Raw genomic sequence first — 19,144 nt, 5'->3', positions numbered from 1 at the left:
TTGGGCGCTGTGGTGGCCCTGTCGCCATTGCTGCTGTGGCCGCTGGCTGGCGTACTGTGCCTGACTGACCCGCATTTACGCTCACTGGCCGCCAGAAACGCCCTGGGGCTGGGGCATTTGCTGCTGCCGGTCTATCTTATGCTGCTGTCTCTGAGCAGGCCACCTTGTTTCAGTGATCAGCCGCTCTCACTGCTGCCCGACCTCTTTCCGGCGCTCTATGCCCTGCCGGCGCTATGGCTCTTATGGCGGGCTGGCAGCCAACAGGCGGCCTGGGCCACCGCAGCGGCTGGCAGCTTGGCGCTGATTGGCGCGTGGCTTCACTGGCAAGATGAACAAACCTGGCGGCTCAGGGCACCAGAGCTGACCTGCGACCTGTCAGACGCGGAAGCAGCTTTGGCTCCTCTGTCTGGCGAAGTCGGCTGGCCCTTGCTGGCGGCCTTCATGTTGCTGGGATACGCCTGCTGGAGTCACCACGCAGCGCTCCAGTCAGCAGCTTCGCCTAAACCGGACCCTGCGTGAGGGCCAACCAGACCAGCAGCAACACCAACGCTGCCGCTGCGGCCAGCGCCCAGGGATTCACGCGCAGGCCAGAGCGGGCCTCCAGGTCGCCGCGGCCCAAATGCTCCACTGCCCGCTCGTAGCTGGCCTGCAAACTTTCGCGGTCACGGCGGCTGAGCGGCAGGTCAATGTTGCGGTGCACCAGGTCATTGCGTACCCGGTTGATTTTCATGATGTCGTGCAGCACCTCATCCGGCAGCTGCCCCCGCAGGGAGCGGGCGTACTCGCCCAGGCCCCGGCCCAGCGCGCCCCGGTCAGCCAGCCGCTGTTCCAGGCGCTGCGCCATGCGGATGATGTCCACGTTCTGCTGGGCGGGCGTGGGGGGCTCGGCGCTCATGAGCACCAGTGTAAATGTGTCAGCGCCGGCCCTGTGGCTGCAAGGTCAGCACCAGCAGCAGGCCCAGGCCCAATCCCAGGCTCAGCCCCTCGGTCATAAGGGAGACACCCCGGTTCAGCTCGTCGGCCACGTAACCGGCCATGACGCCGCTCAGTCCCAGGAACCCCAGCCAGGCGGCGGTGAGCAGGCTGAGGCTCCGGCGCTGCAGGCCAGCGACAGCGAGCAGAGCACAGCCGGCGAACGTGGCCCAGGCCAGCGGGGCGGGCAGCTGCACCAACAAACTCAGGGCCGTCGCCGCCGAGAATAGAGCAGGAATCAGCAGCAGCAGCCTGAACACGGACGAGTCGCCGGGGTCAGCGACGGCAGACGGGCGGCAGGCAGTTTCGGTCAGGTTGTTCACGGTAAGCCCTCCGGTCTGCACTGTACCGGAGGAACCTGACGCCGGCCCTCACGCTGCTGGCCCCGGCGGAGGACACCTGGGACGCCACCCGAGACGACGCAGCTCTGCCCCCACCACGCCAGCAGCGGCGACAGTCGCCCCGCGCTCCTCACGCTATGCTGCCGGGCATGACCAACAGCAGCAAATCCAAGAAGCAGGGCGGGCGCTACAGCCGGGGCAAAGGCGCCACCGGCAGCCGCGCCCAGGGCCGGGGCGGCGTGACCCGCGACGCCCTGCCCCCCGCCCGCATGGAAAGCCGGGGCAGCACCGAGCGCCTGAAAGAAGGCGAAACCTTCCAGCGCGGCACCGGACGCAAGGCCGCGCCCAGGGTCTCCAAGTCCGAAGGCCCCCAAAAGCGCCTGCCACAGCTGCGGCAGGTTCAGCTGGAAGCTCCGCCCGAAACCGCCGTGTTCCGCGACCGCGACGGCGAAAAACACACCTTCGCGGACTCCAAGCTGCGCCGCATTGCCGCGCAGATTCTCAGCGAAAAGGGCAAGCACTGGCGTTACCGGGCCTTTCCCTTTCCTATCTTTACCGACCGGGGCCACGAACAGACCCTGCACTTCGACTTTTATATCTACGACGCCGAGGACACCGTCATCCGGCTGATTCTGGTGGTGCCGCGTGAATCGCGCGAGGTCTGGGACAAGGTGGGCCGCTTCAAGCGCCAGTACCCCATGTACGAGTACGAACTGTGGACCCCTGAGCGCCTCGCCGCTCTGCAAAGTGGTCGGGGCCGGGGCGGACGGCTGGAGTTCTGAAAAGCCCTGAGGCGGCGGGGCCACCCCCAAGTCCAGCGGAACTGTAAATGCCGTTTCACCCGGCCCCGCATAGGCTCCGCTAGGGTGAAGCGTTTGTGCCGGCCTTCCTCCGCGAAGCCGGCACATTTCCAGACCGGCCTCCATTCTTTTTCTCCATATCTGTACAGGAACTGCCCACCATGACTGAAACTGCTTCCCCGACTGCCCTGACTACCGGCCAGCCCCAGCCTCTGGGCGCGACCCGTGAAGAGGGCGGCACCAATTTTGCCGTTTATGCCCCCGACGCCACCCGCGTCGAACTGTGCCTGCTGACCGAGGAAGGCGAGCGCTGCGTGGACCTGCCCGAGCGCACCGGCAACGTGTGGCACGGCCTCCTCCCCGACGACCACGACTACAGCCGTGGCGTAGGCCAGGGCTACGGTTACCGTGTCCACGGCCACCACGACCCGGAAAATGGCGTCTACGCCCAGCCGGAGGTGCGGCTGCTGGACCCCTATGCCCGCGCCCTGAGCGGCCCGGAAGAACCTATCCGCAACGAAGAAGGCCACGTGGCCTCGCTGCAAGCCCCCTGGGGCCTAGTGCTCGACACCGAAGTGGAAGTGCCGCTGGAAGACAAGCCGCAGGTGCCCTGGAACCACACCGTGATTTACGAGACGCACGTGCGCGGCCTGACCATGACCCACCCGGGCGTGCCCGAAGAACTGCGCGGCACCTACGCGGGCCTGGCCTGCGAGCCGGTGGTGAAGTACCTCAAGGACCTCGGCATCACGGCGGTGGAGCTGCTGCCGGTTCACGCCCACGTGGACGACCCCTTCTTGCAGAACAAGGGCCTGCACAACTACTGGGGCTACTCCACCCTCAGCTACTTTGCGCCGGAACCCCGCTACAGTGCCGCCGCCCGCGCCGGCCGCCCGCAGGACACCGAGCAGGAATTCCGCGACATGGTCGCCAAGCTGCACGAGGCCGGTCTGGAAGTGATTCTGGACGTGGTGTACAACCACACCGCTGAGGGCGGCAAAGGCGGCCCGCTGCTCAGCTGGCGCGGCCTCGCCAACTCCACCTACTACTGGCTCAGCCAGGACGACCTGGGCGAGTACTTCGACTTTACCGGCACCGGCAACTCGGTCCGCATGACCCACCGCCGCACCGTGCAGATGGTGCTGGACTCCATGCGCCACTGGGCGGCGCTGGGGGTGGACGGCTTCCGCTTTGACCTGGCCTCCACGCTGGCCCGCGGCGAACTGGGCTTCGACAAGCACTCCAACTTTCTCGGTGCGGTGCAGGCCGACCCAGTCCTCAACCGCCTGAAGCTGATTGCCGAGCCGTGGGACGTGGGCCTGGGCGGCTACCAGGTGGGCAACTTCCCCCCGCCCTGGGCCGAGTGGAACGACCAGTACCGCGATACGGTGCGCGGCTTCTGGAAGGGTGACGAGGGCCTGATGTCCGAGATGGGCTTCCGCCTGACCGGCAGCAGCGACATCTACAGCGCGAACCACCGTCACCCGCAGGCCAGCATCAACTTCATCACGGCGCACGACGGCTTCACGCTGCGCGACGTGGTCAGCTACAACGACAAGCACAACGATGCCAACGGCGAAGACAACCGCGACGGCCACGGCAACAACCTGTCGTGGAACATGGGTGCCGAGGGCGAAACCGACGACGCGGAAGTGCTACGTGAGCGCCGCAAGCAGCAGCGCAACCTCCTGACCACGCTGCTGATTTCCCAGGGCATCCCGATGATTCTGGGCGGCGACGAGCTGGGCCGCACCCAGGGCGGCAACAACAACACCTACGCCCAGGACAACGAAATCAACTGGTACGACTGGCAGAACGCGGACCGGGATCTGCTGGCCTTTACCCGGCGGCTGATTGGGCTGCGCCAGGACCACCCTTCGTTCCGCCGCGAGCGGTTCTTCTCGGGGCGCCGCGAGGAAGGCGAACTGCCGCACATCCTGTGGCTGCGCTACGACGGCCAGGAGATGAACGACACCGACTGGCAAAACCCCCAGACCAAGAGTGTGGGCCTGTTCCTGTACGGCGGTGAGGAAGAGGGCGAGGTTCGCGACCACCTGCTGGTGCTGCTGAACGCCTCGCACGTGGACCTGCCCTTTAACCTGCCCAGCTTTCGCGAGCAGGGGCCGGAGCAGACCTGTGAGCGCTGGACCCTGCTGCTGGACACCGCCGACGACGCTGCCCAGGAACAGGTGGAAGCTGACCAGGACACCCAGCTGACGGCCCGCAGCATCAAAATTTTCAGCTGCTCCGCTCAGCAAGGCTGATATGAGCCGCCCTGTTCCCCGCCTGCACTTTCACCCGGACTACCGGGCGGCGGTGCGGGCCGGGTGCAAGCGGACCACCGTGCGCTGGGGCGAGGCGGCTGAGGTGGGGCCCGTCCTGCTGCTGTTTGGCAACGACCCGCAGGGCTGGCCGGCGCACATTACCCGCGTAGAGGCGCTCCCGCTGCGCAGCCTGACCGACGCCCACGCCCAGGCCGATGGCTTCGGCAGCCGGGCCGAGCTGCTGGCACGCCTGCGGTTCCACTATTCAGACCTGCCGCAGGACGCCGAAGTCAGCGTGGTTCACTTCAGGCTGGACTGATTCACGGCGCTGGCGGCACGGGCACAGTTCCGCTGGCTGCTGCGCCGGAAGCGTCCCGGCACTCTTTGGCCGTGCCCCCTGCTTGTAAGCACGCGGCCACCGCCGGGCGGTCCTCCAGCAAGCGGTTCAGGCGCTGGCTCATGATGCCGACTCCCAGCAGCAGCAGCACGATGAGGGCCAGCAGGGCAGCGGCCAGGTTGGTTCCACGGCGGCTCATGGAGGACAGGTTAGCGCCGCTGGCCTTAAGGTGGGAGCGTGCCCTCCTTCCCCGTCATTCGCCCGCGCCGCCAGGCAGACTTGCCCGCGCTTGAACGTGTCTTGTAGGCGGTGCATGCTGGCAGCGGCTACCCCGCAGCGTGGCCGCCAGACCCGGCGGCTTTTATCGCCCCGCCGGGTGGGGACGCCTGGGTGGCGGAGCTGGCCGACCAGATGCCCGTCCAGGTGCTGCTGCGGCGGCCCCAGGACAGTCCTGAGCGCAGTTGGGAGGCCCTCACTGGACACCCCACCGCATCGCTGGCGCTGGTTTCGCGGCTGTTCGTCCACCCCGGCGCAGCGGGGCAGGGCGCGGCGCGGGCGCTGCTAGGCACCGCCGTGCGGACTGCCCGGCAGTGTGGGCTGGTGCCGGCGCTGGACGTGCACGCCCAGTCCTAGCGGGCCATTCCGCCTGTATGAGCGCCTGGGCTGGCGGCGCACCACCGAGTACACTGGCCCCACTGTCTTTGATAACGGCACTGGCCCCGGCGCGGCGAACATCCCACCGTGTATGTCTACCTGGCCCCTGAGCCTGCCGCCCCTTAAGGCGCACACAACCAAACCTTGAGACAGGCTCCATATGCGGAAAAGTTGCCTGTTGCGCCCCCGGCCGGGTGGCACACTGCCCCCATGATCAACCAACAAGACGGCCAAAAGGGCGGCGTAGACCAGACCCAGAACTTCCCCGAGCAGGTGCCGCGACAGGTGCAGGAGCAGCAGCCCGGCATTGAGGAGCAGATGGACCCCCAGCCGGTATACATCAAGGAAGGCTACCAGGGCTCGGACAAGTTGAAGGGCAAAGTGGCCCTGATTTCGGGCGGCGACTCGGGCATTGGGCGGGCTGTGGCCGTGCATTTCGCCCGTGAAGGGGCCGACGTGGCTCTGATTTACCTGAACGAGCACGCCGACGCCGACAAGACCGTAGCCCTGGTGGAAGCCGAAGGCCGCCGCGCCCTCAAACTGCCCGGCGACGTGCGCGACGCCGCATTTTGCCAGCAGGCGGTGGAGAGAACCGTGAAGGAGCTGGGCGGCCTGAATGTGCTGGTGAACAACGCCGCCGTGCAGTACCCCCAAGACAGCCTCACCGACATTGACGACGAGCAGCTGCACAAGACCTTCGAGACCAACATCTACGGCTACTTCTACCTGGCCCGCGCCGCGCTGCCGCACCTGCAGGAGGGCGACACCATCATCAATACCACCTCGGTGACCACCTACCGGGGCAGCCCCACCCTGGTGGACTACGCCAGCACCAAGGGCGCGATTCTGGGCATGACCCGTTCGCTGGCCGGGCAACTGGCTGAAAAGGGCATCCGCGTGAACGGCGTGGCCCCCGGCCCCATCTGGACTCCCCTGATTCCGGCCACTTTCCCCGCCGAGAAGGTGGCCGAGTTCGGGCAGGAAACCCCCATGAAGCGCCCCGGCCAGCCCGCCGAAGTGGCGACCTGCTTCGTGTTCCTGGCGTCGGACGACTCCAGCTACATCACCGGCCAGGTGCTGCACCCCAACGGCGGCGAAGTGGTCGGCGGCTAACGTCTCCGCGCATCAGAAAGAGGCACCCCGGCTTGGACTGGGGCGCCTCTTTTTCAATCTTGCCGGGGTGGGTGTGCTGGCCTTATTGGCCCGGCTCGAACGGCACCACGCTGGCCTGAGACATGATCTTGAAGCGCTGGCGCAGTTCGTCCAGCTTACGCTTGCTGTCGTCGTCGAAGGCGCGCAGGCCGTGGGGCACCTCGTCGGTCACGTATTCCAGGGCCACGCCTTCGACCTCCACGCCGCGCTCGCTCTGGGCTGCAGCGCCCGCCGGCAGCGTCACGAAGCGGCCAGGAACCGTATGCTGCTCAGGACCAGCGGAGAAGGTCAGGGTCAGACCAGTGTTCTCTTGGAAGTTCATAGGGCACAGCTTAGCCGGACTGCGGGCCTGCCCCGAGCTTTCCTCAACGGCGACACAAGAAATTTGCCAGAGCTGCGAGGCTAGCATGCCAGGCATGACCTTCACGCCCATGCCGGCCCCCAGCTCCATGCCCACCCTGACGGCCATACGCCGCAGCCTGGAGCAGCTGGACCGGGTCATTCTGGGCAAGCCGGGTCAGGTGCGGCTGGCCCTGGCCTGTATCCTGGCGCGCGGTCACCTGCTGATTGAGGACCAGCCCGGCGTGGGCAAGACCACCCTGGCCGGAGCGCTGGCCCGCACGCTGGGGCTGGACTTCGGGCGGGTGCAGTTCACGGCCGACCTGCTCCCGGCCGACCTTTTGGGCGTCAGCATCTGGGACAGCGAGACGCGCAGCTTCCACTTTCATGCGGGGCCGGTGTTCACTTCGGTGCTGCTGGCCGACGAAATCAACCGTGCCACACCCAAAACCCAGGGCGCCCTGCTGGAAGCCATGGAAGAGCGGCAAGTCTCCGAAGGCGGGGTGAGCCGGCCGCTGCCCGACCCCTTTTTCGTGATTGCCACCCAGAACCCGGCAGCGTTCGTGGGAACCTCGCCGCTGCCCGAAGCGCAGCTGGACCGCTTTCTGCTGACCGTGACCCTGGGCTACCCCGACGCCCGAGCCGAGCGGGAACTGCTGGAGACCGGAGGGCGCGGCCAGAGCGTGCGCGACTTGCCCGCGGTCATGGACGCGGCCACACTGCTGGCGGCGCAGGCCGAGGCCGAGCAGGTCCACGCCTCCGGGCCGCTGCTGGATTATCTGCAACTGCTGGCCGCTGCCACCCGGCACCACCCGGACCTGGACGCCGGACTCAGCCCCCGCGCCCTGCTGGCACTGCTGGCCGTCTCACGCGCCTGGGCCTACTTGCAGGGCCGTGCGATGGTCCTGCCCGAAGACGTGCAGGCCGTCTTCCCGGCGCTGGCCGGGCACCGTCTCACCCCGGCCGGCCCGCGCCCAGTACGCGACATTATCCTAGACATCCTGCGCGACACGCCGCTTCCCTGAGATGACTCCTCCACCTAAGATGACCCCAGCTGCCCCTTTCCCATCGGCCCTGCAGCAACTGGCTCGCCCGCTGGACACCCCCGCCGGCAGGCTGCGCCCTACCCGCAGCGGCCTGGGCTTCTTGCTGGCGGTGCTGGTCAGCCTGGTAGGTTGCATCAACTACGACCTCAGCCTGGGCTACGCGCTCACCTTTTTGCTGGCGGGCGTGTGGGTGACTTCGGCGGCCTACGGGACGCGGCAGGCCCGCGAGGCGCAGGTGCGGCTGCTGGCTCCCGCACACGGCACAGCCGGTGAGGCAGGCGAGTACCGCCTGGAGCTGCGTAGGCTGGGGGCCGGCCTCCCGTTCCGCGCTGAGGTGGTGGGCGCGGGAAGCGCCCTGGCCTTTACCTTTCCAGCGCAGGCCGACGCTGCCAGCCTGGGCTGGTCGCTGCCGCTGCCCGCCCGTGGCCCGCACGACCCGCAGGCCCGCCTGAGCCTGTACGACCCGCTGGGCCTATGGCGGGTGACCCGCCCGCTGGTACCCGAACAACCGCTGCTGGTCTGGCCGCGTCCCGAAGCCCAGCCGCCTGCTCCGCCCCAGGAAGCGCTGGTGGGCGGCACTGAGGGCACGCGGCGGGTGCGCGGCGAGCAGGATTTCAGCGGGCTGCGGCCTTACGTGCCGGGCGACCCGACCCGGCGCATCTCCTGGCGGCACTCGGCGGGGCGTGAGGCCCTGCCCGGCGGCGGCCTGCTGGTGCGCGAGACCGACGCCCCGGCGGCCCTGGCAGCGGCGCTCGACTGGCACGCCCTGAGCGGCGACCCGGAAGCCCGCGCCTCGCGGCTGGCCGGCTGGGTACGCGACCTGAGCGCAGCCGGGCTGCCCTTTTCGCTGACCCTCCCCGGCGAGCGGCTGGAGACGGCCCAGGGCGAGGCACACCGGCAGCGGGCACTGGCGGCACTGGCGCGGGTAGAACCCCTGACGCCTGCTGCCGTGCCGGCCGCGCCATCTCCCAGCGGCTGGCAGGCCCGCTTGCTGCCGCACGCCTGGCCCTGGACACTGGCGGCGGTGGCCTGGGTGCTCCTGCCCGGCGTGACCCGCACGCCGGTCTGGGCCACCCTGCTGATGGCGGCGCTGGTGGGCTATGCCTGGCGGCGTGAGGCCCGGCCCGGAGCGCCAGTTTCTGCGCTGCACCTCAATGCTCTGGCCCTGCTGGCGGTCGCTGCCGTCGGCGGACTGTATCTGCATTACGGCACCCTGGTCGGACTGGAGGCTGGCACCAACCTGCTGACGCTGCTGCTGGCGCTGAAGGTGGCCGAAAGCCGCAGCGCCCGCGACGGCGTACTGGTCGTGTTGCTGGGATTTTTTATTACCCTGACGCACTTTCTGCACTCCATGTCGCCGCTGCAGGCCGGGCACGCCCTCGTCGCCAGCGTGCTGCTGCTCGGCGCGCTGCACCTGTGGTCGCTGCCTGCCCGCCGGGGCGGCGCACCCGCCGCGCCCCTGGAAGCGGCCCCGGTCCCGCCCGCCTGGCGTGCGGGCCTCACGCTGGCGGCCCTCTCGCTGCCGCTGATGTTGACCCTGTTCTTTTTCTTTCCGCGTCCGGCGGCGCCGCTGTGGCAGTTTCAGAGCAAGGGCGGCGCCCAGACCGGCCTGGGCAGCTCGGTGCGGGCCGGCGACGTGTCCGAGCTGGCGCAGGACACGGCAGTGGCGTTCCGGGCCACCTTCGAGGGGGCCGTCCCCCCGCAGGCGGAGCTGTACTGGCGTGGACCGGTGTACGAGGCTTACGACGGGCTGGAATGGAATGTGGTCCGCGCCAATGTGGCCGCTCCCAGCGTGCAGCCCACCGGCCCCAGCTCCCGCTATTCACTGCTGCAGGAGCCAAGCGGCCAGCCCTGGGTGCTGGCGCTGGACACCGTGCAGCAAGCCCCGCAGGGCACCCTGGTCACCTCCGCGCTGAGCGTGGTGGGAGCGCCGGGCAGCCGGGCCACCCGCTACGCCCTGACCAGCGCCCCCAGCCGGGTGGGGACGGATGAGGGGCAAGACCGCCTCGCCTACGACCTGCAACTTCCCCAGGGCCAGAATCCCCGTGCCCTGGCCCTGGCTCAGAGCTGGAAGCGCCTGCCCCCCGAGCAGCGCGTCCAGGCCGCCCTCAACCATTTCGCCAGCAGCAGCTACAGCTACACCCTTTCACCGCCACTGCTGCCCGAACAGGACCGGGTAGACGCCTTTTTGTTCGGCACCCAGGCCGGGTTCTGTGAGCACTACGCCAGCGCCTTCGGTTTTCTGATGCGGGCCGCCGGAGTGCCCACCCGGCTGGTGGGCGGCTACCAGGGGGGCGAAACAGCCCCCGGCAGCCAGACGGTCACGGTGCGGCAGTCCTTCGCGCACGTCTGGAACGAGGTCTGGTTGCAGGGGCAGGGCTGGGTGCGGGTGGACCCCACCGCCGCCGTGGCCCCGGCCCGCACCCGCACCGACCCCCAGACGGCGCTGGACAATCCGGCCGCCACCACCTCGGCGCGGCCGGCGCGCGGGCTGTGGCAAAGGCTGAGCAGCGGCTACGACCGCCTGCAGCTGGAGTGGTATGACCTGGTGGTGAACTTCGACGACCAAACGCAGCAGGGGGCACTGGCGGGGCTGGGCTTCGGGGAAGTGGGCGGCCGCCGCTACTGGGCAGGCTTCGGCGGCCTGCTGGGGCTGGCGCTGTTGCCGCTGCTGTGGGTGTGGCGCACCCGCAGCCGTCCCAGCGAGCCGGCAGCCCGCGCCCTGGACGACCTCACCCGCCGCCTGGACCTGCCGCGTGAGCCGGGCGAACCGGCGGGCAGCTACACTCGCCGCGCCGCCGCCCGGTACCCACAGCTGGCTGGGCAGCTGAACGACATCGCGCGGCTGTACAACGGCCTGCGCTACGGCCCGGACCCCAGCCCGGCCGACCTGGCCAAGTTGCGCCGGCAGGTACGCGGGGTCAAGCGGCCATGAGGCTGCTTCCTCAGGACGTACTGCTGGTGGTCGCCACCGCCGGCGAGGCCGAATTTTTCGGTGGGCTGGGCTGCCGCGTGGTGGTCAGCGGGGTGGGGCCAGTGGCCGCCGCCCTGGCCACCGCACAGGCCACTGCGGCCAGGCGGCCCCGGCTCGCGGTCAGCGCGGGTATCGCCGGAGCCTTTGCACCCTCCGGCCTGCGCCCCGGCGACCTGGCCCTGTCCAGCCGGATGATTCAGGCCGACTACGGCGCCGAGCTGGGCAGCGGGCCGGGCGCCGCATTTCTGGACCTGCCTGCGCTGGAGCTGACCGTGGGCAGCCTCCCCGGCCAGGCCGCCTACGGGGACTTTGCCGCCGCTGGGGGCACGCAGGCGCTGGCCCAGCAGCTGGGCGCCGGCTACGGTCCGATGCTTACCCTCAACACGGTCACCGGCAGCCGGGAGCGGGCCGAGGAACTGCTGCGCCGCTTCCCAGGTGCGCTGACCGAGGGTATGGAGGGGGCCGGAGTCGCCCACGCCGCCGCCCTGGCCGGGGTGCCCGCGCTGGAGCTACGCGGCATCAGCAATTTCGTGGGGCCACGTGACCGGAGCGCTTGGCAAATCGGCGCGGCCCTGCAGGCGGCCCGGCGCGGGCTGGGCGGGCTGCTGGCAGCGGACTGGCCTGAAGAATAAAGCAGGCGGAATAAAAAACGCCCCCGCACGCTCTCCTGCGGGGGGTCAGGTCAGCGCCGACCCTGGTCAGTTGTTCAGCTGCAAATTGTTGGCGGCCGCCTTGGCGGGGTCGGGGAAGTCCACTTTCACATGCACGGTGGTGCCAGGCTGGGTGGCGGGGTCAATGTTGATCCACTGGCTGGCCAGCAAAGGCGGATTGGGCGCGGTATCAATGGCGCGAATCAGCACGCGGCCCTTGGCGGGAATCAGCATGCACCAGCCGTCGCGGTTGGCCCCGAAAGCCCGCACGGGCAGGATGCTCTGCAGGGTGATGTCCTCGTTGGTGGCCCAATACTCGATCAAGAGGCAGGCTTGGGTGCGGCTCAGGTCGCTCTTGTCCAGGTCCAGCTGAATCTCGATGGCGTCGGGGGTGCCTTCGATCAGGTTCATCCAGCCAGGCACCACGAAGCGCCCGCTCTGGCTGCTCTTGTACTGCTGCTGAGTGTTGGGGTTGGGTGGGTTGGTCATGCTCCCCAGCCTAACGTAAAAGGCCCCGGGCACACCTTTACAGGTCGCTTAGGGCCTCCTGGGGTGCCGGGAGCCGCAGAACTCAAACGTCAAACGCGTTCAGCAGGGCCTTGACGGCGATATACCCTACGCTGAACAGCATCAGCGGCATCAGGTCCAGCACCACTTCGGATTCCTTGCTGGGGTCTTGGGGGTCACGCTGTTGGAACTTGATCATGGCTCCCAGCTTACCCGCTGCAGCCGGGCAGGCAGGTTCACAGCACCTTGACCGAAAATTGGGCCTTGCCCAGCCGGGCCGCACTGCGGAACACGGCGGCTGAACTACACTGGCTCCATGACGCACGGCATGACTCCGGACACCCCCAGCAGCACGCCCCACACACCTGCGCAGGACCGCCTGCCGGCCGACTATCCCCGCACCATGAAGGCCCTGTCCAAGCGCGAGGCCAAAGAAGGCATCTGGATGGTGGAAGCGCCCACCCCCACCGTGGGCCCGAACGACCTGCTGATCCGCGTGCAGCACTCGGCCATCTGCGGCACCGACGTACACATCTACAAGTGGGACGACTGGGCCCAGAAAACCATTCCCGTACCGATGGTCACCGGGCACGAGTACATGGGCGTGGTGGCCGGCATGGGCAGTGAGGTCCACGGCTTCCAGATAGGCGAACGGGTCAGCGGCGAGGGGCACATCACCTGCGGGCACTGCCGCAACTGCCGCGCCGGCAAGCGCCACCTGTGCCGCAACACCAAGGGCGTCGGCGTGAACCGGCCCGGTTCATTCGCCGAGTACGTCGTGATTCCGGCCTTCAACGCCTTCAAGATTCCCGACGAGGTGCCCGACGAAATCGCCAGCATTTTCGACCCGCTGGGCAACGCGGTCCACACCGCCCTCAGCTTCGACCTGGTGGGCGAAGACGTGCTGATTACCGGCGCCGGCCCCATCGGCGTGATGGCTGCCGCCATTGCCCGGCACGTGGGAGCGCGCAACGTGGTCGTGACCGACATCAACGACTACCGCCTGGAACTGGCCGCCAAGATGGGGGCCACCCGCACGGTGAATGTGGCCCAGGAAGACCTGTGGGCCGCCGCCAAGGGCCTGGGCATGACCGAGGGCTTCGACGTGGGCCTGGAGATGAGCGGTTCGGGCGCGGCCTTCGCCCAGATGGTCAGCGTGATGAACCACGGCGGCAAGATTGCGCTGCTGGGCATTCCTTCGGGGCGGGTGGATATTGACTGGAACGACGTGATTTTCAAGATGCTGACCATCAAAGGCATCTACGGCCGTGAGATGTTCGAAACCTGGTACAAGATGGCGGCACTGGTGCAAAGTGGCCTGGACCTCAGCCCCGTCATCACGCACCGCTACGGCATCGACGACTTCCAGGAGGGCTTCGACGCCATGCTGAGCGGCCACAGCGGCAAAGTGGTGCTGGACTGGTGAACACTGGAGACACCGCACGGCTGATGGACCTGCTCCCGCTCCGCCTGAGCGCCTTCTGGCCGGGAGTGACCTGCCAGGCGGAGGGCGGCATTCTGTATGTGTACGCAGAAGGGCGCCTGGTGTCGGGGTTGATGGTGGCGGAGCTGCTCAACGCCGCAAGCCTGGAAAACGTCCTTTACCACGTCCTGGGCACCACGCTGGACGACCTGCTGCGCGACTGGGGCAGCTGGCACACGCCGGAGCTGGCTGGGCGCCTAGACGCCCTCAAGCTGGCCGTAAGTGAGGTCTGGCGGGACGGTGAAAGCTGGCGCTGGGGCTACCGCCTGCCGGGTGGCGGCGTATGGGAGCTGGAACCGCTGCGGCTGTAAGTCAGCCCCTGGCCTGCGTCCAACGGCTCGCCGGCGACTCCGCGATAAGGAACGTCCAAACACGGCCTGTACTCCACTCCATCTGCTTTCTTCTATCTGGCATCTGCTATCCTCTCCCCCATGAACGCTTTCTTCGCCCCGCGCCGCTGGTGGCCCTGATTCCAGGGCGCTTTCACGCTGCACACGGCTGAGACCTGAAAGCCTGCGCCCACGCCTCTTCAGCGGCTGGGCGCTTTTTTCTTGACTGCTCAATCCCTAAGGAGTCACTGACCATGACCGAACCTACCCCTACCGCTACCCCTCCCGCCCGCAAACGCATCCTGACAGGCGACCGCCCCACGGGGCCGCTGCACATCGGCCACTACGCCGGGTCACTCAAAAACCGGGTGCGCCTGCAAACCGAGTACGACACCTTCATCCTGATTGCCGACGTGCAGGCGATGACCGACAATTTTGAAAACCCCCAGAAGGTCCGCGACAACGTGTTGCAAGTGGCGCTGGACTACCTGGCGGTGGGCCTCGACCCGCAGCACTCGACTTTCGTGGTGCAGAGCATGATTCCCGAAATTGCCGAGCTGACGGTGTTTTATCTGAATCTGGTCACGGTGTCGCACCTGCGCCAGAACCCCACCGTCAAGACCGAAATTGCCCAAAAAGGCTACGGCGAAAGCGTGCCTGCGGGCTTTTTCGTCTATCCCGTGTCGCAGGCCGCCGACATCACCGCCTTTCAGGCCAGCCTGGTGCCGGTCGGTGAGGACCAGCTGCCGATGATTGAACAGACCCGCGAAATCGTGCGGCGCTTCAACAACCTCTACGCGCCTGTGCTGGTGGAGCCACAGGCGATGGTGCCGAAAGGGACGGTGGCCCGCCTGCCCGGCATTGACGGTCAGGCCAAGATGAGCAAGAGCCTGGGCAACGCCGTGTACCTGGGCGACAGCGCCGACGAGCTGGCGAAAAAAGTGCGGGCCATGTACACCGACCCCGGCCACCTGCGGGTGGAAGACCCCGGCAAAATCGAGGGCAACACGGTGTTCAGCTACCTCGACGCCTTTGACCCCAACACCGAGCACGTGGCCGAGCTGAAAGCCCACTACCAGCGCGGCGGCCTGGGTGACGTGAAGGTGAAAAAGTACCTGCTGGAAGTGCTGGAAGCCGAGCTTGGCCCCATCCGCGAGCGCCGCGCCGAGTTTGCCCAGAATATGGACGAGGTGGAGCGCATCGTGAAAGCGGGCACTGCCAAGGGCCGTGAGGTGGCCGCCCAGACGATGGACGCCGCCCGCAAAGCCATGCGGCTGGACTACTTTCAGGGCAACTGACGAAAAGCCGAAGACCTGCCTGGCAACTTGGCTTAGGCCACCACCTGCCGCCCGCGCAGGGCTGGCCGGTGGGCCAGCAGCACACCGGTCCAGGCGCCCAGGCTCAGGCTGCAGGCCAGCAGGGCAGGCAACAGCTGCTCGCCCCGGTTGGCCGCCCTGCTCCACTCGTCGGCGGTCCAGATGGCCTGCAAAGCCAGCAGCATGGGTACGGCGCACAGCACGGCGGCCCAGATCCAGGTGCCGCGGGAGGGCCGGTAATACAGCGAGGCGGCCGCGCCCAGATATGCCAGCAACAGCGCCTGTCCGCTGGCCGTGGGAATCTGCTGAGCCGGCACCAGGCGGCCCAGGCTGTCCAGCAGCGCAGCTTCGTGGCTCAGCGACAGCAGCAGAGCCGGCAGGGTCAGGGCCAGGGGCCACAGGTGCTGCAGGGGCGGCAACTGGCCCTGCTGGGCCCGCGTACGCAGCAGAGCCCACGGCAGCCCCAGCACCGCCGTACACAGCAGCGCGGAGCCGAACAGACGCAGGGCTCCCAGCAATTCGCTGCTCAGCAGGCCATTTCCCACCAGGCCACTACCTACTGGGGTGGCGCCCAGTAACGCTGGTTCCATGTCGCTTCCCCCTCCCCTGGCCTGCCCCTCAGGCCGAATTCCTGGGCCGCAGCCCACCCGTTACTCCGACAGTTCTACGGGTCATCTTACGGAGACGGAGCTGACGGCCCTCTGACGGCACAACTGTGGGAAATATCATGAATGCCGGGCGGCTGGACCGGGCAGGTCTGCTGCACATTACCTGAGTGCGCTTATGTTAACCTGCTAGCCAGCATGTGGTGGGCGGGCTTCCCGGCCCCCGTATTCCAGAGCAGGCGGCGCAGCGGCCGCGAGAGGGAGTCTATGGACTATTACGAATTACTCGGCGTGGCGCGGGACGCCAGCGCCAGCGAAATCAAGAGTGCTTACCGCAAACTGGCGCTGAAATATCACCCCGACCGCAACAAGGAAGAGGGAGCCAGTGAGAAATTCGCGCAAATCAGCGAAGCTTACGCCGTGCTCAGCGATGATGACAAGCGTGCCCACTATGACCGCTTTGGCTCGGGTCCCTCGGCAGGGGGCTTCCCCGGCGGAGACCCGTTTGGCGGCATGGGGGGAATGGGCGGCATGGGCGGCGCCGGTTTCGACCCGATGGACCTGTTCGAGCAGCTGTTCGGGGGGATGGCGGGCGGCATGGGTGCGCGGCGCGGCCCCCCACGCGGCGAGGACATCGAAACCGAGGCCCGTATCACGCTGCACCAGGCCCGCGCTGGCGAGGACGTGCAAGTCACGGTGGCCCGCCTGACCGACTGTGAGCACTGCGGCGGCAGCAAGACCGAACCCGGCGGCAAACCCCCAATCACCTGCCCCACCTGCCAAGGGCGCGGCGCGGTGCGCGGCCAGGCCCGCACCATCTTCGGCGTGGTGGAAACCCAGCAGGTCTGCCCCGACTGCCGGGGCGAAGGCAAGAAAATTGTCGAGCCCTGCACCGTCTGCCACGGACGCGGGCACACCCTTAAGGACGAAGAGGTCACCGTCAAGCTGCCCAAAGGCATTGATGAGGGGTACCGCATCCGCGTGTCGGGCAAGGGACATCAGGGCCCCGGCGGCAACGGCGACCTGTATGTGCACATTGAGCTGGAACCGCACGAGTACCTCAAGCGTGAGGACGAGCACCTGATCTATACCGCGCCCATCGGCTACGCGCACGCCGTGCTGGGCCACGAAATCGAGGTGCCCACCCTGGACGGTACCCAGCGGGTGGAGGTCAAACCCGGCACCCAGCACGGTGACCTGTACCGTATCAAGGGCGCGGGCATGCCCCGGTTGCAGGGCTCCGGCAACGGTGACCTGGTAGTGCAGTACGACATCGTGGTGCCGCGCCCCGGCCAGCTCACCCCCGAAGCCCGCACGGCGCTGGAAGCTTACGCGGCGGCTGTGGGCGACGACGTACCCCACAAGAGCGGCGAAGGTTTCTTCGGGCGTATCGGCAAGCTGTTCGGCCGCGACTGAGCTTCTCCTCCGCTCCGCCCCCACCCCGGCTGCGGCTGGGGCTTTTTTTTATGCAGCCGGAGCCGGCTCGGCGCTGGCGCGGAAAGGCCGGCTGTCTCCCCTACGGTCACACTTGCAGCCGTCCCAGAGTGTGAACTATCCTGGCAGTGTCGTCAAAACGTAAGGCAGTTCTCCATACATGCCACTTGAATGTCAGGCCGTAAGCCGCATATCCATTCAAGTACGTGTGAGGAAGGAGAAGCGGCAGACCATACCTGACAGCTGGCCAGCCGCGCATGGCGAATCCAGCCGGAAGAAGGAGCTCTATGACATTACCGCACACCCACGCAGCCCCCGAATTCGAGCAGCAGGTGCAGGACTGGCTGGCCCAGTACGGCGGCAACGAGGTCGATGTTGCCGCGCTGCTGTGTGACCGCTGGGCCGCCGAGCCGGGCCGGCTGGCCCTGAACTACGAGAACGGTTTCGGCTACCAAGAAAGCCTGAGCTACGCCGCGCTGGAGGACAAGTCGCGCCGCTTTGCCGCCGCGCTGCGGGCCCTGGGCGTGAAAAAAGGCGACCGGGTGGCCGTGCTGCTGCCCAAGCGCCCGGCCCTGCTGATTGCCGCACTGGGGATTTTCCGGCTGGGCGCCGTGTACGTACCGCTGTTCACTGCCTTCGGTCCCGACGCCGTGCGCGTGCGGGTAGAAGACGCCCAGGCCCACATCGTGATTACCGACGCCGCCAACGACCCCAAGCTGGCCGGCATCGGCGGAATTCATGTGATTCGGGTCGAGAGCGACAATGACGAGGACGAGCTGGGGCCTGACCACGGCTTTTACGCCAGTCTGGTGGCCCACGGGCCGCTGCAGGAAAACGTGCGGGTCAGCGGAAGCGACATGATGGTGCTGCTGTACACCTCCGGCACCACCGGGCAGCCCAAAGGAGTGCCGGTGCTGGTGCGGGCCCTGGCCTCCTTCGAGGCATACATGCGCCTGGCGCTGGACGTGCGCGACGACGACGTGTTCTGGAACATGGCCGACCCTGGCTGGGCGTACGGCATGTACTACGGCATCCTGGGTCCGCTGGCTCTGGGCAAGACACTGCTGTTTTACCGCGCCGCATTCAACCCCGAAAAGGCACTGGACGTGATGCGCCGCTACGGGGTCACCAACTTTGCGGCCGCTCCCACCGCCTACCGGGTCATTCGGTCGTCCGGCCTGCCGCGCCCCGAGGGCCTGCGGCTGCGGGTGGCCTCCAGCGCCGGCGAGCCGCTGAACCCGGAGCTGTTCCACTGGGCGCAGGAGTTCCTGGGCGTGGAGCTGTTCGACCACTTCGGCCAGACCGAGATGGGCATGGCAGTAGTGAACCATCACCATCCGGGGCTCAGGCGCACGGTCAAGCCCGGCTCGATGGGTCAGGCCATGCCCGGCTTCCGGGCCGTGGTGCTGGACGAGCACGACCGGGAAGTGCCCCCCGGCACCGAAGGCCAGCTAGGCTTCGACCGCGAGCGCTCGCCGCTGCTGTTCTACTCGGAGTACTACCAGGCTCCCGACCGCACCCGTGAGCGCCTGACGGACGACGGGCGCTACTACCGCGCCGGCGACACGGTGGTGGCCGATGAGGACGGATATTTCTTCTTCGCAGGCCGCTCGGACGACATCATTCTCAGCGCGGGCTACCGCATCGGCCCCTTTGAGGTGGAAAGTGCTCTGGTGGCCCACCCCGACGTGGCCGAGGCGGCCGTGATCGGCAAGCCCGACGAGCTGCGCGGCGAGCTGGTCAAGGCCTACGTGGTACTGCGGCCAGGCACCGTGCCCTCGGACGCCCTCGGGGACGAACTCAGCTCCTTTGTCAAGACGAAGCTGGCGGCCCACGCCTACCCGCGCGAGATTGTCTTTATGGATGTCCTGCCCAAGACACCCAGCGGCAAAGTGCAGCGGTTCTTGCTGCGCGCCGAAAGCTGAACCACCTCAGCGGTTC

At 67.7% G+C, this 19,144-nt stretch carries 21 protein-coding genes; 14 read left to right on the top strand and 7 right to left on the bottom strand.

Going from position 1 to position 19,144, the window contains the following annotated elements; translation table 11 throughout:
* Positions 1-519 carry a hypothetical protein gene (locus DEIPR_RS03200; protein ID WP_148231764.1) on the top strand — a complete coding sequence of 173 codons (519 nt, stop codon included), beginning with the start codon at positions 1-3 and terminating at the stop codon, positions 517-519.
* On the opposite strand, the gene DEIPR_RS03195 is transcribed toward DEIPR_RS03200, so the two are convergent.
* Together DEIPR_RS03195 and DEIPR_RS03190 are read right to left on the bottom strand one after the other, a co-directional pair.
* On the bottom strand, positions 500-895 hold the full coding sequence (locus DEIPR_RS03195; RefSeq protein ID WP_013614395.1) for a hypothetical protein: 396 nt from the start codon (positions 893-895) through the stop codon (positions 500-502). The two genes, DEIPR_RS03200 and DEIPR_RS03195, sit on opposite strands and share 20 nt — an antisense overlap.
* 19 nt (positions 896-914) lie before the next feature.
* Positions 915-1,295 (bottom strand): hypothetical protein, encoded by a 381-nt coding sequence (locus DEIPR_RS03190; protein ID WP_013614394.1) that lies wholly within the window; start codon positions 1,293-1,295, stop codon positions 915-917.
* Positions 1,296-1,462: 167 nt separating this feature from the next.
* Between DEIPR_RS03190 and DEIPR_RS03185 the strand changes: the two genes are divergently transcribed.
* The 3 genes from DEIPR_RS03185 (at position 1,463) to DEIPR_RS03175 (ending at position 4,696) form a co-directional block, all read left to right on the top strand.
* The gene (locus DEIPR_RS03185; protein WP_041221921.1) at positions 1,463-2,095 is read left to right on the top strand and encodes a hypothetical protein; all 633 of its coding nucleotides are present in this window, start codon (positions 1,463-1,465) and stop codon (positions 2,093-2,095) included.
* 179 nt (positions 2,096-2,274) lie between these two features.
* Complete coding sequence (gene glgX, locus DEIPR_RS03180) at positions 2,275-4,377, top strand: glycogen debranching protein GlgX (protein ID WP_013614392.1); 2,103 nt, start codon at positions 2,275-2,277, stop codon at positions 4,375-4,377.
* 1 nt (position 4,378) lies between these two features.
* The gene (locus DEIPR_RS03175; protein ID WP_013614391.1) at positions 4,379-4,696 is read left to right on the top strand and encodes an ASCH domain-containing protein; all 318 of its coding nucleotides are present in this window, start codon (positions 4,379-4,381) and stop codon (positions 4,694-4,696) included.
* Between the two features lies 1 nt (position 4,697).
* On the opposite strand, the gene DEIPR_RS03170 is transcribed toward DEIPR_RS03175, so the two are convergent.
* Positions 4,698-4,913 (bottom strand): hypothetical protein, encoded by a 216-nt coding sequence (locus tag DEIPR_RS03170; protein WP_013614390.1) that lies wholly within the window; start codon positions 4,911-4,913, stop codon positions 4,698-4,700.
* A 110-nt stretch (positions 4,914-5,023) separates the two neighbouring features.
* Here DEIPR_RS03170 and DEIPR_RS03165 point away from each other — a divergent pair, with 110 nt between their 5' ends.
* Positions 5,024-5,347, top strand: a complete 324-nt coding sequence (locus DEIPR_RS03165; RefSeq protein ID WP_049775054.1) for a GNAT family N-acetyltransferase — start codon at positions 5,024-5,026, stop codon at positions 5,345-5,347.
* 231 nt (positions 5,348-5,578) lie between these two features.
* Entirely contained in the window at positions 5,579-6,481 is a 903-nt protein-coding gene (locus DEIPR_RS03160) for an SDR family oxidoreductase (protein WP_013614389.1), read from the top strand.
* Between the two features lie 82 nt (positions 6,482-6,563).
* Here the strand turns inward: DEIPR_RS03160 and DEIPR_RS03155 are convergent, their stop codons facing one another.
* A complete protein-coding gene (locus DEIPR_RS03155) occupies positions 6,564-6,842 on the bottom strand; it encodes a hypothetical protein (protein WP_013614388.1) in 279 nt (92 codons plus the stop codon).
* Positions 6,843-6,936: 94 nt separating this feature from the next.
* Here DEIPR_RS03155 and DEIPR_RS03150 point away from each other — a divergent pair, with 94 nt between their 5' ends.
* The 3 genes from DEIPR_RS03150 to mqnB are packed head-to-tail and all read left to right on the top strand — an operon-like array spanning position 6,937 to position 11,511.
* Entirely contained in the window at positions 6,937-7,884 is a 948-nt protein-coding gene (locus tag DEIPR_RS03150) for an AAA family ATPase (RefSeq protein WP_049775052.1), read from the top strand.
* A gap of 1 nt (position 7,885) precedes the next feature.
* A complete protein-coding gene (locus DEIPR_RS03145) occupies positions 7,886-10,840 on the top strand; it encodes a transglutaminaseTgpA domain-containing protein (RefSeq protein WP_245532716.1) in 2,955 nt (984 codons plus the stop codon).
* Positions 10,837-11,511 (top strand): futalosine hydrolase, encoded by a 675-nt coding sequence (gene mqnB, locus DEIPR_RS03140; RefSeq protein WP_013614385.1) that lies wholly within the window; start codon positions 10,837-10,839, stop codon positions 11,509-11,511. Before DEIPR_RS03145 ends, mqnB begins: the two co-directional genes overlap by 4 nt.
* Positions 11,512-11,577: 66 nt before the next feature.
* On the opposite strand, the gene DEIPR_RS03135 is transcribed toward mqnB, so the two are convergent.
* Together DEIPR_RS03135 and DEIPR_RS14715 are read right to left on the bottom strand one after the other, a co-directional pair.
* The gene (locus tag DEIPR_RS03135; protein WP_013614384.1) at positions 11,578-12,018 is read right to left on the bottom strand and encodes a hypothetical protein; all 441 of its coding nucleotides are present in this window, start codon (positions 12,016-12,018) and stop codon (positions 11,578-11,580) included.
* 82 nt (positions 12,019-12,100) lie between these two features.
* A complete protein-coding gene (locus DEIPR_RS14715; RefSeq protein WP_013614383.1) occupies positions 12,101-12,235 on the bottom strand; it encodes a hypothetical protein in 135 nt (44 codons plus the stop codon).
* A gap of 204 nt (positions 12,236-12,439) precedes the next feature.
* Here DEIPR_RS14715 and tdh point away from each other — a divergent pair, with 204 nt between their 5' ends.
* The 3 genes from tdh to trpS all read left to right on the top strand — a co-directional run bounded on the left by tdh (position 12,440) and on the right by trpS (position 15,146).
* Entirely contained in the window at positions 12,440-13,462 is a 1,023-nt protein-coding gene (tdh, locus tag DEIPR_RS03130) for an L-threonine 3-dehydrogenase (protein ID WP_041222342.1), read from the top strand.
* Complete coding sequence (locus DEIPR_RS03125; protein ID WP_041221920.1) at positions 13,459-13,830, top strand: hypothetical protein; 372 nt, start codon at positions 13,459-13,461, stop codon at positions 13,828-13,830. Before tdh ends, DEIPR_RS03125 begins: the two co-directional genes overlap by 4 nt.
* A gap of 272 nt (positions 13,831-14,102) precedes the next feature.
* Entirely contained in the window at positions 14,103-15,146 is a 1,044-nt protein-coding gene (gene trpS, locus DEIPR_RS03120) for a tryptophan--tRNA ligase (RefSeq protein WP_013614380.1), read from the top strand.
* A gap of 32 nt (positions 15,147-15,178) precedes the next feature.
* On the opposite strand, the gene DEIPR_RS03115 is transcribed toward trpS, so the two are convergent.
* Entirely contained in the window at positions 15,179-15,754 is a 576-nt protein-coding gene (locus tag DEIPR_RS03115) for a hypothetical protein (RefSeq protein ID WP_013614379.1), read from the bottom strand.
* 282 nt (positions 15,755-16,036) lie between these two features.
* On the opposite strand from DEIPR_RS03115, the gene dnaJ reads away from it, so the two are divergent.
* Positions 16,037-17,185, top strand: a complete 1,149-nt coding sequence (gene dnaJ, locus DEIPR_RS03110; protein ID WP_013614378.1) for a molecular chaperone DnaJ — start codon at positions 16,037-16,039, stop codon at positions 17,183-17,185.
* A 305-nt stretch (positions 17,186-17,490) separates the two neighbouring features.
* Entirely contained in the window at positions 17,491-19,128 is a 1,638-nt protein-coding gene (locus tag DEIPR_RS03105; RefSeq protein ID WP_013614377.1) for an AMP-binding protein, read from the top strand.
* The last annotated feature ends 16 nt before the right edge of the window (positions 19,129-19,144 follow it).

The sequence above is a fragment of the Deinococcus proteolyticus MRP genome, assembly GCF_000190555.1.
Classification (GTDB): domain Bacteria; phylum Deinococcota; class Deinococci; order Deinococcales; family Deinococcaceae; genus Deinococcus; species Deinococcus proteolyticus.
Note: the sequence above shows the minus strand (reverse complement) of the source record. Positions and strands in the feature narration are given on the sequence as shown.